The 14,169-nt window shown below is 72.0% G+C and carries 14 protein-coding genes and 1 pseudogene; 7 read left to right on the top strand and 8 right to left on the bottom strand.

The genetic code is table 11. The features are described 5' to 3' along the window. The first annotated feature begins 133 nt into the window (after positions 1-133). Entirely contained in the window at positions 134-514 is a 381-nt protein-coding gene (locus AC07OQ_RS22680) for a hypothetical protein (protein WP_495055408.1), read from the top strand. Positions 515-554: 40 nt separating this feature from the next. On the opposite strand, the gene AC07OQ_RS22685 is transcribed toward AC07OQ_RS22680, so the two are convergent. Further along, on the bottom strand, positions 555-1,526 hold the full coding sequence (locus AC07OQ_RS22685; RefSeq protein WP_495055409.1) for a GlxA family transcriptional regulator: 972 nt from the start codon (positions 1,524-1,526) through the stop codon (positions 555-557). Between the two features lie 99 nt (positions 1,527-1,625). On the opposite strand from AC07OQ_RS22685, the gene AC07OQ_RS22690 reads away from it, so the two are divergent. After that, positions 1,626-2,267, top strand: coding sequence for a cysteine hydrolase family protein (locus tag AC07OQ_RS22690; protein ID WP_495055410.1), 642 nt, complete (start codon positions 1,626-1,628; stop codon positions 2,265-2,267). Between the two features lie 22 nt (positions 2,268-2,289). Continuing rightward, positions 2,290-3,435, top strand: coding sequence for a serine hydrolase domain-containing protein (locus AC07OQ_RS22695; protein WP_495055411.1), 1,146 nt, complete (start codon positions 2,290-2,292; stop codon positions 3,433-3,435). Positions 3,436-3,455: 20 nt separating this feature from the next. Here the strand turns inward: AC07OQ_RS22695 and AC07OQ_RS22700 are convergent, their stop codons facing one another. From AC07OQ_RS22700 to AC07OQ_RS22720, 5 genes and pseudogenes are all read right to left on the bottom strand, one after another. Next, entirely contained in the window at positions 3,456-5,000 is a 1,545-nt protein-coding gene (locus AC07OQ_RS22700) for a glycoside hydrolase family 10-like protein (protein ID WP_495055412.1), read from the bottom strand. Between the two features lie 135 nt (positions 5,001-5,135). Next, a complete protein-coding gene (locus tag AC07OQ_RS22705; RefSeq protein WP_495055413.1) occupies positions 5,136-6,272 on the bottom strand; it encodes an acyltransferase family protein in 1,137 nt (378 codons plus the stop codon). Next, a complete protein-coding gene (locus AC07OQ_RS22710; protein ID WP_495055414.1) occupies positions 6,269-7,546 on the bottom strand; it encodes an AmpG family muropeptide MFS transporter in 1,278 nt (425 codons plus the stop codon). The genes AC07OQ_RS22705 and AC07OQ_RS22710 overlap by 4 nt, the downstream gene beginning before the upstream one ends. Positions 7,547-7,599: 53 nt before the next feature. Next, positions 7,600-7,863, bottom strand: a pseudogene (locus AC07OQ_RS22715) (transposase); the annotation flags it as partial. A 5-nt stretch (positions 7,864-7,868) separates the two neighbouring features. Next, positions 7,869-8,750, bottom strand: a complete 882-nt coding sequence (locus tag AC07OQ_RS22720; protein ID WP_495055415.1) for an N-acetylmuramic acid 6-phosphate etherase — start codon at positions 8,748-8,750, stop codon at positions 7,869-7,871. A gap of 170 nt (positions 8,751-8,920) precedes the next feature. Here AC07OQ_RS22720 and AC07OQ_RS22725 point away from each other — a divergent pair, with 170 nt between their 5' ends. After that, positions 8,921-9,490 (top strand): peroxiredoxin, encoded by a 570-nt coding sequence (locus AC07OQ_RS22725; protein ID WP_495055416.1) that lies wholly within the window; start codon positions 8,921-8,923, stop codon positions 9,488-9,490. On the opposite strand, the gene AC07OQ_RS22730 is transcribed toward AC07OQ_RS22725, so the two are convergent. Both AC07OQ_RS22730 and AC07OQ_RS22735 read right to left on the bottom strand, forming a co-directional pair. Next, the gene (locus AC07OQ_RS22730) at positions 9,487-10,821 is read right to left on the bottom strand and encodes a histidine kinase dimerization/phospho-acceptor domain-containing protein (protein WP_495055417.1); all 1,335 of its coding nucleotides are present in this window, start codon (positions 10,819-10,821) and stop codon (positions 9,487-9,489) included. The two genes, AC07OQ_RS22725 and AC07OQ_RS22730, sit on opposite strands and share 4 nt — an antisense overlap. Next, entirely contained in the window at positions 10,818-11,498 is a 681-nt protein-coding gene (locus AC07OQ_RS22735) for a response regulator transcription factor (protein WP_495055418.1), read from the bottom strand. Before AC07OQ_RS22735 ends, AC07OQ_RS22730 begins: the two co-directional genes overlap by 4 nt. 88 nt (positions 11,499-11,586) lie before the next feature. Between AC07OQ_RS22735 and AC07OQ_RS22740 the strand changes: the two genes are divergently transcribed. The 3 genes from AC07OQ_RS22740 to AC07OQ_RS22750 form a co-directional block, all read left to right on the top strand. Continuing rightward, positions 11,587-12,291 carry a phosphatase PAP2 family protein gene (locus AC07OQ_RS22740; RefSeq protein ID WP_495055419.1) on the top strand — a complete coding sequence of 235 codons (705 nt, stop codon included), beginning with the start codon at positions 11,587-11,589 and terminating at the stop codon, positions 12,289-12,291. 37 nt (positions 12,292-12,328) lie between these two features. After that, on the top strand, positions 12,329-13,675 hold the full coding sequence (locus AC07OQ_RS22745) for an MATE family efflux transporter (protein WP_495055420.1): 1,347 nt from the start codon (positions 12,329-12,331) through the stop codon (positions 13,673-13,675). A 135-nt stretch (positions 13,676-13,810) separates the two neighbouring features. Continuing rightward, positions 13,811-14,169: zinc ribbon domain-containing protein (locus tag AC07OQ_RS22750; RefSeq protein WP_495055421.1), on the top strand; the 359-nt coding region annotated here is incomplete at its 3' end.

Genomic DNA, 14,169 nt, shown 5'->3' on the forward strand with positions numbered 1-14,169 from the left:
CCGGGCCCGCCGGCCCCGGGTAGACTCTCGCACCCCGGTCGGCCGCTGCGGCCGCCCTGCGGTCACGAGAACATCAATCCATCACCCACCAGCCTTCGAGGGAGGGCCGTCGCGGGAGCGCGGCGGCCGGGCCGTGCGCGCGTCCGAGATTTACCGTTACCCCGTCCAGACCTCGGCCTTCCAGGCCAACCCGCTGCAGCAGCACCGCCAGAAGGTGCGCGAGGCGCTGGCCGCCGGCGCCGAGGCCCCGGCACGGCTGGACACCCGCATGGTCGAGCAGAACCTGCTGCGCCTGCTGCCCGATGAGGCGCGTGCGGCGCTGCGGCGCGGCGACTGGCAGCTCGGCCGGCCGGTCGAATCGGTCAAGGCCGTGCACACGCCCGCCTACACGCGCGGCAGCTACACCGTCTACGCCGACGACAATCTGCGCCTGCAGGCCGAGTTGGGCCCGCTGATCTGGATCCACACCCAGCGCGGCAACTCGATCGGCGGCCTGCTGGACACCTTCGCCTGAGCGCGGCGCCCGGGGATCCGGCTTGGCCGGGCCGGTGGGCTCAAGCCCTGAATTGCCGCCGGTAGGCGCTGGGTGCCAGGCCCAGCCGTGCCTGGAAATGCTGGCGCAGCGACAGCGCCGTGCCGAAACCGGCCTGCTGCGCGATCAGCTCCAGCGCGCGGTCGCTGGTCTCCAGCAGGCGCTGCGCGCGCGCCAGGCGCTGCTCCAGCAGCCAGCGCTGCACCGTGGTGCCGGTGGCCTGGCGGAACTGGCGCGTGAAGCTGCGCCGGCTCATCAGCGCGCGCGCCGCCAGCTGGTCCAGGCTCAGGCGCTCGCTCAGGTGTTCGCCCATCCATGCCAGCAGGCCCTGCAGGCGCTGCTCGCCGGCGCTGACCGGCAACGGCTGCTCGACGAACTGGGCCTGGCCGCCGTTGCGGTGCGGTGCCACCACCAGGCGGCGCGCCAGCCGGTTGGTCAGCTCGGCGCCGCAATGGCGGCGCAGCAGATGCAGGCAGCAGTCCAGGCCCGCCGCCGTGCCGGCCGAGGTCAGCAGCAGGCCATCCTCCACATAGAGCGCGTCGGCCTCCAGCTGCACGGCGGGGTAGCGCGCGGCGAATTCGGCCGCGGCCATCCAGTGGGTGGTGGCGCGCCGGCCGTCCAGCAGCCCCGCCTCGGCCAGCACGAAGGCGCCGAGGCACAGGCCCACCAGCTGCGCGCCGCGCGCGGCCGCGCGCTGGAGCGCGCGCCGCAGCGCCGCCGGCACCGGTGGCAGCTCGTCGGGCCAGGAGGGCACGATCACGATGTCGGCCTGCTGCAGCGCGGCCGGCCCGGCCTGCGGCGTGATGCCGAAGCCGCTGGAGCTGCGCAACGCGCCGGCCTGCAGGCCGCAGACCGTCAGTTCGAAGCGCGGCAGCCCCAAGGCGCTGCGGTCTTCGCCGAACACCAGGCAGGGCACGGCCAGGTGGAAGGCGCTGATGCCGTCGAAGGCCAGCACCGCGATGCGCAGCGGCGCTGAGGGCGGGGATTTTTTCATCTTGGCCCGATCCTATCGAAAGTGGGACATCGGGCCACTGTCGCCGGCGCCCGGGCCTCGGAAGAATGAGGCCATCCGAAACCGACCCAGGAGACTTGCATGAGCCAAAACCCGCGCCGCGCGCTGATCGTGATCGACGTGCAGAACGAATACGTCAGCGGCGCCCTGCCGATCGAGTACCCGCCGGTGGCGCAGTCGCTGCAGCGCATCGGTGCCGCGATCGATGCGGCCCGCGCCGCCGGCGTCCCGGTGATCCTCGTGCAGCATGACGCGCCGGCCGCATCGCCGGTGTTCGCCATCGGCTCGCCGGGCTGGCAGCTGCACGAGGTGGTGGCCGGCCGCCCCCACGAGCATCTGATCCGCAAGACCCAGGCCAGCGCCTTCGCCGGCACCGACCTGCAGGACTGGCTGGCCGCGCGCGGCATCGACACGCTGGCTGTAGCCGGCTACATGACGCACAACTGCGACGCCTCCACCGTCGTGCAGGCCGCGCACCTGGGCCTGAAGGTCGAGTTCCTGGCCGACGCCAGCGGCGCCCTGCCCTACGAGAACGAGGCCGGCCGCGCCAGCGCCGAGGAGATCCACCGCATCTACTCGGTGGTGTTCCACACCGGCTTCGCGGCGGTGCAGCGCACCGAGGACTGGATCGCGGCGCTGCGCGAGGGCCGTCCCAGCGCGGTCGGCAATATCGTCGAGTCCAACCAGCGCGCACGCCGTTCGCAGGGCACATCGCCACGCTGAGGCGCGGCCGCAGAATGCGGCCATGCCCCTGCTCCCGACCACCCGATACGCCGCGGCCCTGCTGGCCGGCCTGGCGCTCGCCGCCTGCACCACGCTGCCGCGCGAACCGCTGGCCGAGGCCGACGCGGCGATGCGCGCGATGATCGAGGCCGGCCAGATGCCCGGCGGCGTGCTGTGGATCGAGCATGAAGGCCGCAGCTATCACCGCGCCTACGGGCTGCGCGCGCTGAGGCCCGCGCCGGAGCCGCTGGACGAGGCCACGGTGTTCGACGCCGCCTCGCTGACCAAGGCCGTGGTGACGGCGCCGCTGGTGCAGCTGCTGCGCGAGCAGGGTCGGCTCGACCTCGAGGCGCCGCTGACACGCTACCTGCCGGAATGCCGGGGCTTCGAGGCCATCAGCCTGCGCATGCTGCTGACCCACGGCTCGGGCCTGCCGGCCGGGCTGCCGCGCCTTCCCGCCTGGTCCGGCGCGGCGGGCGCGATCGAACAGGCCTGCCGGCAAACGCTCAGCGACGCGCCCGGCACGCAGTTCCGCTACTCGGACATCAATTACATCCTGCTGGGCGAGATCGTCGCGCGGGTCGGCGGCCGGCCGCTGCAGGACCTCGCGCGCGAGTCCCTGTTCGCGCCGCTGGGCATGGCAGACAGCGGCTACCTGCCGCTGCAGCGCCTGCCGGCCGGGCGCATCGCACCGACGCAGGAGATCGAGGGCCGGGTGTTGCGCGGCGAGGTGCACGATCCCACCGCGCGCCGCATGGGCGGCGTGGCCGGCCATGCCGGCCTGTTCACGACCGCGGCCGATCTGGCCCGCTTCGCCCGCATGCTGCTGAACGGCGGCCTGGCCGACGACGGCCGGCGCCTGCTGAGCGCCGAGAGCGTGGCGCTGATGAGCACGCCGCAGCAGCCCGGCGGCGTGGCCGACGCACGCCGCGGCATGGGCTGGGACATCGACTCGATCTACTCCCGCCCGCGCGGCCGGCTCTACCCCCGCAGCAGCTTCGGCCACACCGGCTTCACCGGCTGCGCCTTCTGGCTCGACCCGGGCAGCCGCAGCTTCTACATCCTGCTGGCCAACCGCGTGCACCCGGGCCACCCGACCAACACCCTGCCGCTCTACGAGCAGCTGGGCAGCCTGAGCGCGCGGGCCGCGGGGCTGGGCCCGCACTGAACGCCGGCCCCCGCCCGTCCCTACCCGATCGCCAGGCCGACGCGCGGCCCCTCGTTGCCGACCCGGTCCAGCGCCGACACCACCAGGCCGCTCAGGCCGCGGCGCTCGAGCAGCAGCTCGGGACGCTGGGTCGTCATGAACCGCCAGTCCTGGCCGCGGCGCAGCCACAGCGCATAGCGCGCCACCGGCTTGCCCGCGCCGGGCACGAGGCGCAGGCGCAGCTGCTGCGGCTCGGCCGCGGCCTGCAGATCGAGCAGCGGCGCGGCCGGCCCGCCGGCCTCCAGCCAGGGCGTGGCCGGTACCAGGGCATCCTCGGCATAAGGCCCGGCCTGCAGCGCATCGGCCAGGCCGCGGCGGTTCTGGCTCAGCGCCACCATGCTGAAATGGGCGTGGCCGCTGCCCGGGTAGGCGCGGCGCACCGCCTCGATCTGGCCGGTGATCTCCTCGACCGGCCAGCTCTCGGGCTTGTCGGTGACCTTGCTGGTGAACAGGCCCGGCCAGACATGGCGGCCGCGCGGGTTCTGCGCATGCCAGTAGTCCAGCAGCGGCACGAAGGCCTGAGGCTTCTGCGCACGCGGCCAGTAGAGCTGCGGAACCAGATAGTCCAGCCAGCCCTCGGCCAGCCAGCGCTCGACATCGGCGTAGAGCTTGTCGTATTGGCTGAAGCCGGCGATACCCTCGGGCCGCAGCGCGGGCTTGCCGATGCCGAAGGGGCTGATGCCCAGGCGCACCCAGGGCTTGATGGCCAGGATCTGCTGGTGCAGGCGGCGGATCAGCTCGTCGACATTGCTGCGGCGCCAGTCGTGGCGCGCCAGCTTGCCGCCGGCCTGCAGATAGCGCTGCCAGGACGGCTCGTCGGGAAAGTCCAGTTCCAGCTTGGCCGCCGGGTCGCTGCCGGGCTGGGGAATCGGATAGGGGTAGAAGTAGTCGTCGATATGGATGCCGTCGACGTCGTAGCGCTGCAGCACGTCCTTGAACACCGCCAAGGTGTGCTCGCCGGCCAGCGGCTCGCCCGGATCCAGCCATTGCTGGTCGCCGTATTTCTTTACCCAGCCGGGCCGGGTCTGGCTCAGATGGCCGGCGGCCGGCGCGGACTTGGCGCCGTTCTGGCGCGCGCGAAAAGGGTTGAACCAGGCGTGCAGTTCCAGCCCGCGCTGATGCGCCTCGGTGATCCACAGCGCCAGCGGGTCGTAGCCGGGCGACTGGCCCTGCACGCCGCTCAGGTACTCGCTCCAGGGCTCCAAAGCCGAGTCGTAGAACGCGTCGGCGCTGGTGCGGATCTGGAAGATCACCGCATTGAGCTTCAGCGCCACCGCGCGGTCCAGCAGCGCGCGCATCTCGGCCTGCTGCTGGGCGGCGCTCAGGCCGGGCTTGCTGGGCCAGTCGATGTTCGCCACCGTGGCCACCCAGGCGGCGCGGAACTCGCGCGGCGCAGGCGGCGCGGCCTCGGCCAGTTCGGGCGCCGGCCGGCCGGCGGGGCGGGGCGATGGCAGCGGGACGCTGCCGCAGGCGGCCAGCGCGGCGGCCGAGGCGGCCAGGGCGAGGACGGAACGACGATGAGTCATGGGTGCTCTTTCAAATCCGTGCCACTTCGCGATCTCGCGGGCCTGACCGAGGGAATGCCGCTGATCCGGCTTTGCCGGGCAGTCGGCATTGCCCCCTGGAGGGGGCGCGCGAAGCGCGTAGGGGGTGGGTGATCACTAGACCTTGATGAAGAGGCGCTTGCGCCACATGAACCAGCCCACCGCGTACATGGCGGCGACGAAGCCCAGCGCATACAGCAGCGAGGCATTGACGGGGGCAATGGGCAGGGCCTGGATCGGCGCATAGATCAGCGCCTTCAGCGACTGTTGCCCATCCGGCTTGATGGAAAGGCCCAGCAGCTTGGCCAGCAGGCCGGAGAAGGCGAACAGGAACAGCGCGTTCATGCCGAACACCACCAGCGGATGGGCCAGCCGGGCCATGCGCTCGCGCAGCAGCGGCAGCGGCATCGCGTCCAGCAGCCAGTAGCAGCAGCCGAACACCAGGCAGGCCCAGCCGCCCATCGCCACCGCATAGGACGGCGTCCACAGGCTCTTGTTGATCGGCATCAGCCAGGCGCCCAGCAGCTCGCCCAGCCACAGGCAGGCCAGGCCTGCCACCATGAACCACATCGCCTTCTCGATCGGCTGGCGCTTGGCCGCCAGCCAATGGCCGGCCAGCAGGCCGAAGACCTGGCTGGCGACGGCCGGCAGCGTGCTGAGCAGGCCCTCGGGATCCCAGGTCCGGCTCTGGCGCCACAGATGACCGTCCATCAGCAGGCGGTCCAGCCAAGCGCCGACATCCTCGCCCGGGCGCAGCGAGCCGCGGTGCCAGACGCCGTTCGCGTCGGGCACCGGCACGCACAGCTGGATCAGGCTGTAGAGCGCCAAGAGGCCGACCGCCCAGCCGAGCTGCCCGCGCCAGCCCCACCACAGCGCGATCGGCGCGGCCAGCAGGGTGCACAGGCCCAGGCGCTGCAGCACGCCGGGGATGCGCAGCTCGGCGAAGTTGAAGGCCGGGATCAGGTTCAGCAGCAGGCCGATCGCGATGATGGTGACGGCGCGGCGCGCGGTCTGGCCCAGCAGCGCGAGCTTGTCGTCGCCCAGTGCCGCGCGGCGGGAGAGGCTGATCGCCATCGAGATGCCGCTGATGAAGACGAAGAAGGGGAAGATCCAGTCGGTGAAGGTCCAGCCGTCCCATTTCGCGTGGGCCAGCGGGCCGTACAGATGGCCCCAGTCGCCGGGGTTGTTGACCAGCAGCATCGCGGCGATCGTGAAGCCGCGGAAGGCGTCGAGAGACAGCAGACGCTGGTTCATTCCTTCTTTCCGAAATTCGCGGGCACCTTGATCAAGGCCGCCATCGCAAACGAGGGGATGGTCGAGAGCAGCACCCAGGCGAAGAACAGCGGGTAGCCGACATGATCCTGCAGCCAGCCGCTCCACATGCCGGGCAGCATCATCCCGAGGGCCATGAAGCCGGTGCAGATCGCGTAATGGGCGGTCTTGTGCGGCCCGTCGGCCACCAGGATCATGTACATCAGGTAGGCGGTGAAGCCGAGGCCGTAGCCGAACTGCTCGACCGCCAGCGCGCCGCTGACGATCCACAGGTTATGCGGATGCCACAGCGCCAGGGCCAGGAACACCACGTTTGGCACGTGCATCGCCAGGATCAGCGGCCACAGCGCGCGCTTCAGGCCGATCTTCGAGATCACCCAGCCGCCGGCCAGGCCGCCCAGGGTCAGCGCGGTCAGGCCCACGGTGCCGTAGGCGATGCCGACCTCCTTGGTCGACAGGCCCAGGCCGCCGACCTCGGGCCTGTCCAGCAGAAAGGGCGAGGCCAGCTTCAGGAGCTGGGCCTCGGGGAAGCGGTAGAGCAGCAGGAAGCCGAGCACGACCAGGATGCCGGGTTTCCTGAAGAACTCGGCGAACACCCCGAAGAACTCGGTCGCCGGATTGCCCTGCACGCGGCGCGCCGTGTCGCTGGCCGGGCGCGGCAGCAGGAAGAAGTGGAAGATGGCCAGGGCGGCGAACAGCCCGGCCAGCACCCAGAACACCGCGCTCCAGGCCAGGCTCATGCTGCCGCTGCGCTCCTGCAGCTCGCCGGCCAGGTAGACCAGGCCGCCCTGGCCGCCGATATTGGCCAGGCGGTAGAAGGTGGAGCGCACGCCGACGAAGGCGGCTTGGCTGTGCTGCCTGAGCGCCAGCATGTAGAAGCCGTCGGCCGCGATGTCGTGCGAGGCCGAGGCAAAGGCCATCAGCCAGAACACCGCCAGGGTCAGCTGGAAGAACTTGGGCGCCGGAATCGTCAGCGCCACCAGCGCCAGCGCCGCACCGACGAGGAACTGCAGCGCGACGATCCAGGCCCTCTTGGTGCTGAACATCTCCAGCAGCGGCGACCACAGCGGCTTGATCACCCAGGGCAGGTAGAGCCAGCTGGTGTAGAGCGCGATGTCGGTGTTGGAGACCTCGAGGTTCTTGTACATGACGACCGACAGGGTCATCACGACGACATAGGGCAGGCCTTGTCCGAAGTAGAGCGTGGGGATCCAGGTCCAGGGATTGCGGGTGGTGATGGGTGTCGTGGTCGTCATGCGCTCGGCTTTGTTCAGCGGGCCGCAGCCCTGCGCGCCGCGGACGTCGATGCGTCCTGGCGCTGCGGTGGCTGGAGCCGCATCCTCAGGCGCGCATTCTCGGCCCGCAAGCGGGACAGCTCCATTTGCTCCGCCGTCACGCCCTTGCCGGCGCCGCCCGCCAGGCCGCCCGCGCGTTCGGCCTTGGCCCAGTTGCGCAGGGTCTGCTCGGCCAGGCCCAGCTCGCGCGCGGCGGCGTAGACGCCCCGGGCCGCGGCACGCGCCAGCGCCTGGCGCTTGAAGTCCAGCGTGTACTCGCGCTTCGGCCCGCCGCGCATCGCCGTCAGTCCCGCAGGGCCTGGCGCACGCTGCCCTGGCTGCGCGCCAGCAGCTCGCGTGCGGCCTCCACCGACACCTTCTTGCGCAGCGCCACCACCGCCACCTTGACATGGAAGTCGCAGCGCTCCAGCGCGGCGCGCGCCGCGGCCTCGTCCGCCCCGGCGGCACGCATGGTCAGCGCCACCGCGCGCTTCACCAGCTTGGCGTTGGTGGCCTTCAGGTCCACCATCAGATTGCCGTAGACCTTGTTCAGCCGGACCATCAGCGCGCTGGAGAAGGTGTTCAACGCCATCTTCTGCGCGCTGCCGGCCTTCAGCCGCGTGCTGCCCGAGATCACCTCGGGCCCGGTGTCCAGCGTGATGCCGATCTCGGCCGCGGCCGTCACCGGCGCGCTGGCATTGTTGGCGAAGCCGATGGTCAGCGCGCCGGCCGCGCGCGCCGCCTTCAGCGCGCCCAGCACATAGGGCGTGCCGCCCGAGGCGGCCAGGGCCAGCAGCACGTCGTTCGGACCGATGCCCACGCCCTGCAGGTCGCGCTCGCCCTGGTCCTGGTCGTCCTCGGCGCCCTCCACCGCGACGAACATCGCGCCCCGGCCGCCGGCGATCAGGGCCACCGCGCGCTCCTGCGGCCAGGAGAAGGTGGGATAGAGCTCGACGCTGTCCAGCACGCCCAGGCGCCCCGAGGTGCCGGCGCCGGCATAGACCAGGCGGCCGCCGGCCTGGATGCGCGGCAGCGCCGCTGCCACCGCCGCGACCAGCTGCGGCCCGGCCGCGCGCACCGCGTTGACCGCCTCGACCTGGTCCTCGACAAAGGCGCTGATCAGCTGGGGCAGCTCGTACAGGTCCAGATCCGCGTGGGTACTGCTGGGCGTCTCGGTCTTGAGCATCGGGAGTCTCTCGGGGTTGCTGCGTCGGACTCTAATGGTCTACAAATGGTCTTACCAATGAAAGCAGGCTTTGACTCTATAACGTCAGGTAATCGGGAAGTCGACCCGGCCGCACGCCGGACCCCGGCTTTCGGCGATCATGGCAGCCCCGCCACCCGAGGAGCCTCGCCATGCCCCCGATCGTCCGTCCCGCCCGGCTCGCCGCGGCCCTCCTGTGCGCCGCCGCCATCCTGTGCGGACTCCCGGCCGCCCATGCCGCGCTGCAGCCCGGCGCCGCCGCGCCCGACTTCAGGACCGAGGCCGCGGTGGGCGGCCAGGCCTTCAAGTTCCACCTGGCCAGCGCGCTGCGCGAGGGGCCGGTGGTGCTGTATTTCTATCCCAAGGCCTTCACCAGCGGCTGCACGGTCGAGGCGCACCGCTTCGCCGAAGCCACCGATGAATTCAAGAAGCTGGGCGCCACCGTGATCGGCATGTCCAATGACGATATCGAGACGCTGAAGAAGTTCTCGGTCGAGGCTTGCCGCAACAAGTTCGCGGTGGCGGCCGATGCCGGCGCCAAGGTGATGAAAGACTATGACGCGGCGCTGCGCGTGGTGCCCGGCATGGCCGACCGCATCTCCTACCTGATCACGCCGGACGGCCGCATCGCCTCGGTGTTCGCCAGCCTCAGCCCGGACGGCCATGTCGAGGCCATGCTGAAGGCGGTGCAGCAATGGAAGGCGGCGGGCAGCAAGCCCTAGGCCGTCGCAGCGTCGAACTGCAGGCGGTAGCAGCTGTCGAAGCCGCTGGGCGGCGGCACGGCGGCGAACACCGCGCCATGCACCGCCGCCACCTTCTCGACCACCCGGTGCCCGAGGCCCAGGCCCAGGGTGGGCAGACGCCGCGTCGCCTCCGGCAGCGGCTGCGCGACCGCGCGGTCGCAGACCTGCAGCCAGCGCGCCTCGCTGTCGAGCTGCACCTCGACCAGGCTGCCCGGCGGCGTGTGGCTGAGCGCGTTCTCGATCAGGTTGCGCAAGGCCAGTTCCAGCAGCACCGGATGGCCCTGCAGCGGGAAGCGCTCGGCGCCGCCGAGCGCCAGCTCGTGGCCGCTGTCCAGCGCGGCCTGCCCATATTCGGCCAGCACCCTGCCCGCCAGCGCGGCCAGATCCAGCGCCTGCTGCGCCTCGGCCAGTTCGGTGCGGCTGGCACGCGCCAGCGACAGCAGCTCGCTCAGCACCTGGCCGGTGCGCAAGGCCTCATGCTCGATGCGCGCCAGCGCCTGCTCGCGCTCCGCGCCGTCCAGCGCGCCACGCAGATTGCTGGCATGCAGGGCCAGCGAGGCCAGCGGCGTGCGCAGCTCATGGGCCAGCTCGTTGGCCAGCTCCTGCTCGCGGGTCAGCGCCGCGCGGTAGCGCAGGCTCAGCGCGTTGATGGCCTCGACCACGACCTGGAATTCCTGCTTGCGGTCCTGCAGCGCCAGCGGCGCGGCGCGGCGCGGGTCCAGCGCATGCACCTCGTCCGACAGCTGGTACAGCGGCCGCAGGCCGCGCCGCAGCGCCAGGCCCAGCGCCAGCGCCACCACCGGCAGCAGCCACAGGCCCGGTTCGGCCACCTGGCCGGCAATGTCCCAGGCCAGGTCGTCGCGCTCGGCCAGGCGCAGCAGCACCATCACGCGGCGTTCATGCGCCGGGTCCCAGCGCGCGAAGCTGCGCCAGGGTTCGCCGCCCAGCTGGAGATCCGCGAAACCCTCGCCGCGCTCGAAGTCCGGTGCTTCGGCGACGCCGGTCTGGCCGAGCAGCTGGCCGGCCGCATTCCAGACCAACACGCTGAGGCTTTGCTGGTAGTCGTGGCTCTTCAGATCGGGCGGCAGCAGGCCGCTGGGCTGCGGCGTCTTGCTGATGAACTCGCCGCCGCCGCGCTGGTTCAGCAGCAGCGCGGCGACGCTGGCCAGATGGCCGTCGGTCAGCTCGTCGGCCTCGTGCACGCCGGTACGAAAGCCCACGGCGATGAAGCTGCCCCACACCAGGACCAGGGCGCCCAGCACCCAGGCCAGCAGATGGCGCAGCAGGCTGCTGCTCGGCCGGTTCGTCACGATTCGGCCGGAATGAAGTAGCCGACACCGCGCACCGTGCGGATCAGCTCCTCGCCGAGCTTGCGGCGCAGATGGTGCACATGCACCTCGATCGCATTGCTGCCCAGGGTCTGGTCGAAGTTGTAGAGCGTGGCCTCCAGCTGCGGGCGCGACAGCACGCGCGGCCGCACCTCCAGCAGGGCCTGCAGCACGCCGAATTCGCGCGCCGACAGCTCCACCTCGGCGCCGGCGCGGCGCACGCTGCGCTTGGCCGGATCCAGCTCGATATCGCCGGCGCGCAGCAGCGGCTGGGCGCGGCCGGCGGCGCGCCGGCGCAGCGCGCGCATGCGGGCGGCCAGCTCCCCGGCGTCGAAGGGCTTGGTGACATAGTCGTCGGCCCCCATGTCCAGGCCGGCGATGCGCGAAGCCATCTGGTCGCGCGCCGTCATGATCAGCACCGGCGTCAGCGGATCGGGCAGCTTCTCGGCGGGCGCCTGGCGCAGGCGCTGCAGCAGCTGGCCGCCGTCGCCGTCGGGCAGACCCAGATCCAGCAGCACCAGCTCGAAGGGCTCGGCACGCAGCGCCGTCCAGGCCTCGGCCACCGTGCCGGCGATGTCCACCGCACAGCCCTGCTGGCGCAGATGGGCGCGCAGCCCCTGGGCAATGCCCTCGTCGTCTTCCACCACCAGTACACGCATGGCGGCATTGTGCACGCGCTAAGCCGCGCCAATCCGCGCCAATCCGCGCTAAGCCGCGCTTAAGCCCGGCCGGGCATCGTGCCGCCCCATGCCGAGAATTTCCTCCGACCTGCGCCCGGCCTTGGCCACCGGCGGCGCCCTGCTCTTGCTGCTGGCCTGGGAGGCCAGCGGCCTGGACCTGGCGCTGGCGCGCGCCGTCGGCGGCCCGGCCGGCTTCGCGCTGCGCGACCATTGGCTGCTGACCGACGCGCTGCACCAGGGCGGCCGGCTGCTGGCCTGGCTGCTGATGCTGCTGCTGAGCCTGGGCGTCTGGTGGCCCCGCGGGCCGCTGCGGCGCCTGCGCTGGTCGGCACGGCTGCAGCTGGTGCTGTCGGGCTGGCTGGCCGTGCTGCTGGTCAGCCTGCTGAAGGGCGTCAACGCCACCAGCTGCCCCTGGGACCTGCAGCAGTTCGGCGGCGTGGCACGCTATGCGCCGCATTGGCTGGGCTTCTGGCGCGGCGACGGCGGCGGCGGCCATTGCTTCCCGGCCGGCCACGCCTCGGCGGGCTTCGCCTTCGTCGGCGGCTATTTCGCCTTCCGCGGCGTCGATGCGCGCATCGCCCGGCGCTGGCTGGCCGCGGCGCTGGCGGCCGGCCTGCTGCTGGGCCTGTCGCAGCAGCTGCGCGGGGCCCATTTCATGAGCCACACGCTGTGGTCGGCCTGGCTGTGCTGGAGCGCCGCCTGGATCCTGGACGGACTGTGGCGTGCCATGCACGGTGCGCCTCCGGGCCCGCGTTTGGAAACCGCGCGGTAACCCGGCCCGCGCTAGCATGCGGGCCCGGTCCTCCCGCATGATGTCTCCGCCCCGCCCTCGCCTGTTCTCGCTCGCCTGGCCCCTCTTCATCGAACTGCTGCTGGGCATCGCGGTGGGCATGGTGGGCACCCTGCTGGCCGCGCGCATCTCCGACCCCGCCGGTGCCGCCTTCGCCTTGGCCAACCAGGTGGCGGCGGCCCTGTTCATCCTGTTCCGCATCATCGGCGCCGGCATCAGCGTCGTGATCACGCAGAGCCTGGGCGGCGGCCGGCGCGACCGCGCACAGGCGCTGGCCCGCGCCGCTTTAGGCGCCAGCAGCTGGATCGGCGCCCTGGCCGCGGCGGCGGCCGCTGCCGGGGCCGGCCCCCTGCTGCGGCTGATGAACGCGCCGCCCGAGATCCTGCCGCTGGCCCAGCCCTTGCTGATGAGCCTGGCGCCGGCCCTGCTGCTGGATGCCTGGAACGCGTCGATGGCCAGCGTGATGCGGGCGCACCTGCGCAGCCGCGACACGCTGGCGGTGCTGGTGGCGATGCAGCTGACCCAGCTCGCCCTGGCCGTGCCGCTGATGCAATGGCTGGGCCTGGGCGGCTTCGCCCTGGCCCTGCTCGCCAGCCGCACGCTGGCCCTGGGCCTGCACCTCTGGCTGTGGCGCGCCCGGCTGGATCTGCGCCCGACCCTGGGCGACTGGTGGCGGCTGCGCCGGCACGAGCTGTCGGCGGTGCTGCATATCGGCCTGCCCGGGGCTGCCGAGAACATCGCCTACCGGCTGGCCTATATGGTCAGCTTGGCGGTGGCCGGCGGCCTCGGCGCCACCGCCCTGGCCACCCATGCCTACGCCTCGCAGCTGATGTACTTCGTGCTGCTGTGCGGCCTGGCCACCGGTTTCGCGGCCGAGATCGTGGTGGGCCACCTGATCGGCGCCGGCCAACTGCACGCGGCCCATCGCCTGGTGCGGCGCGCGCTGGCGCGGGGGCTGGCGATCAGCGTCGCGGTGGCGGCCGTCGCGGCCGTGGCCTCGCCCTGGCTGCTGGGCCTGTTCACGCGGGACCCGGCCATCATCGGCGCCGGCGTCACGCTGATGTGGCTGACCGTGCTGCTGGAGCCCGGCCGCACCTTCAATCTGGTGGTGATCAATGCGCTGCGCGCGGCCGGCGACGCGCGCTATCCGGTGCTGGTCGGGGCCGGTTCGATGCTGCTGGTGCTGGCCGGCGGCAGCTGGCTGCTGGGCCAGGTGCTGGGCCTGGGTCTGGCAGGCATCTGGATCGCCTATGCCGCCGACGAATGGCTGCGCGGGCTGCTGATGTGGCGGCGCTGGGCCACCCAGGGCTGGGTGCCGCATGCCCGCGAGGTGCGGCGCCGGCTGCGTCACCAGCAGGCAGGCTGAGCCGAGCCGGCGGGACCGCGGGGCCGACATTCTGGCGCCGGCCGGCCTCGGGTCTTGACCTTGAATTCGGTGGCTAGCGCCTGCCAGGGAAGCGCAATACACTGATTCGGCCCTCTTTGCAGGAGATTCGGACGCATGTCGCTGATGTCGCCGGATGAGCCCATGACCAGGCCGCTGACGCAATGCCCGTACTGCGATCACAACAGTCCGGAAGGCTCGAAATTCTGCAACGCCTGTGGAGCCGCGCTGCACCTGGTGCCCTGTCCGCATTGCGGCGCGCTCAACGACATCTCGAAGATGGACGCCTGTGGCAGCTGCCACGGCGATCTGCGCCTCGGGCATCTGCGCAAGCCGCGCCCGGCCACCCCAGCAACGGACGCTCCCGCCGCCGGCCTTGAAGGCGACAGGCTCGCGCGGGACGAGGCGCTGCAGCGGCCCGAGCCGCCGGCCGCGGCGGGCCCGCCGGCGGTGTTCGCGGCCGAGCCGGCGCGGCC

The organism is Roseateles sp. GW821-FHT09B06 (assembly GCF_059418245.1).

Bases quoted from the DNA above. Each gene is read 5' to 3' on its own strand.
- AC07OQ_RS22685 (WP_495055409.1), bottom strand. From the start codon at position 1,526: ATGAAAAAATCCCCGCCCTCAGCGCCGCTGCGCATCGCGGTGCTGGCC.
- AC07OQ_RS22690 (WP_495055410.1), top strand. From the start codon at position 1,626: ATGAGCCAAAACCCGCGCCGCGCGCTGATCGTGATCGACGTGCAGAAC.
- AC07OQ_RS22695 (WP_495055411.1), top strand. From the start codon at position 2,290: ATGCCCCTGCTCCCGACCACCCGATACGCCGCGGCCCTGCTGGCCGGC.
- AC07OQ_RS22700 (WP_495055412.1), bottom strand. From the start codon at position 5,000: ATGACTCATCGTCGTTCCGTCCTCGCCCTGGCCGCCTCGGCCGCCGCG.
- AC07OQ_RS22705 (WP_495055413.1), bottom strand. From the start codon at position 6,272: ATGAACCAGCGTCTGCTGTCTCTCGACGCCTTCCGCGGCTTCACGATC.
- AC07OQ_RS22710 (WP_495055414.1), bottom strand. From the start codon at position 7,546: ATGACGACCACGACACCCATCACCACCCGCAATCCCTGGACCTGGATC.
- AC07OQ_RS22720 (WP_495055415.1), bottom strand. From the start codon at position 8,750: ATGCTCAAGACCGAGACGCCCAGCAGTACCCACGCGGATCTGGACCTG.
- AC07OQ_RS22725 (WP_495055416.1), top strand. From the start codon at position 8,921: ATGCCCCCGATCGTCCGTCCCGCCCGGCTCGCCGCGGCCCTCCTGTGC.
- AC07OQ_RS22735 (WP_495055418.1), bottom strand. From the start codon at position 11,498: ATGCGTGTACTGGTGGTGGAAGACGACGAGGGCATTGCCCAGGGGCTG.
- AC07OQ_RS22740 (WP_495055419.1), top strand. From the start codon at position 11,587: ATGCCGAGAATTTCCTCCGACCTGCGCCCGGCCTTGGCCACCGGCGGC.
- AC07OQ_RS22745 (WP_495055420.1), top strand. From the start codon at position 12,329: ATGATGTCTCCGCCCCGCCCTCGCCTGTTCTCGCTCGCCTGGCCCCTC.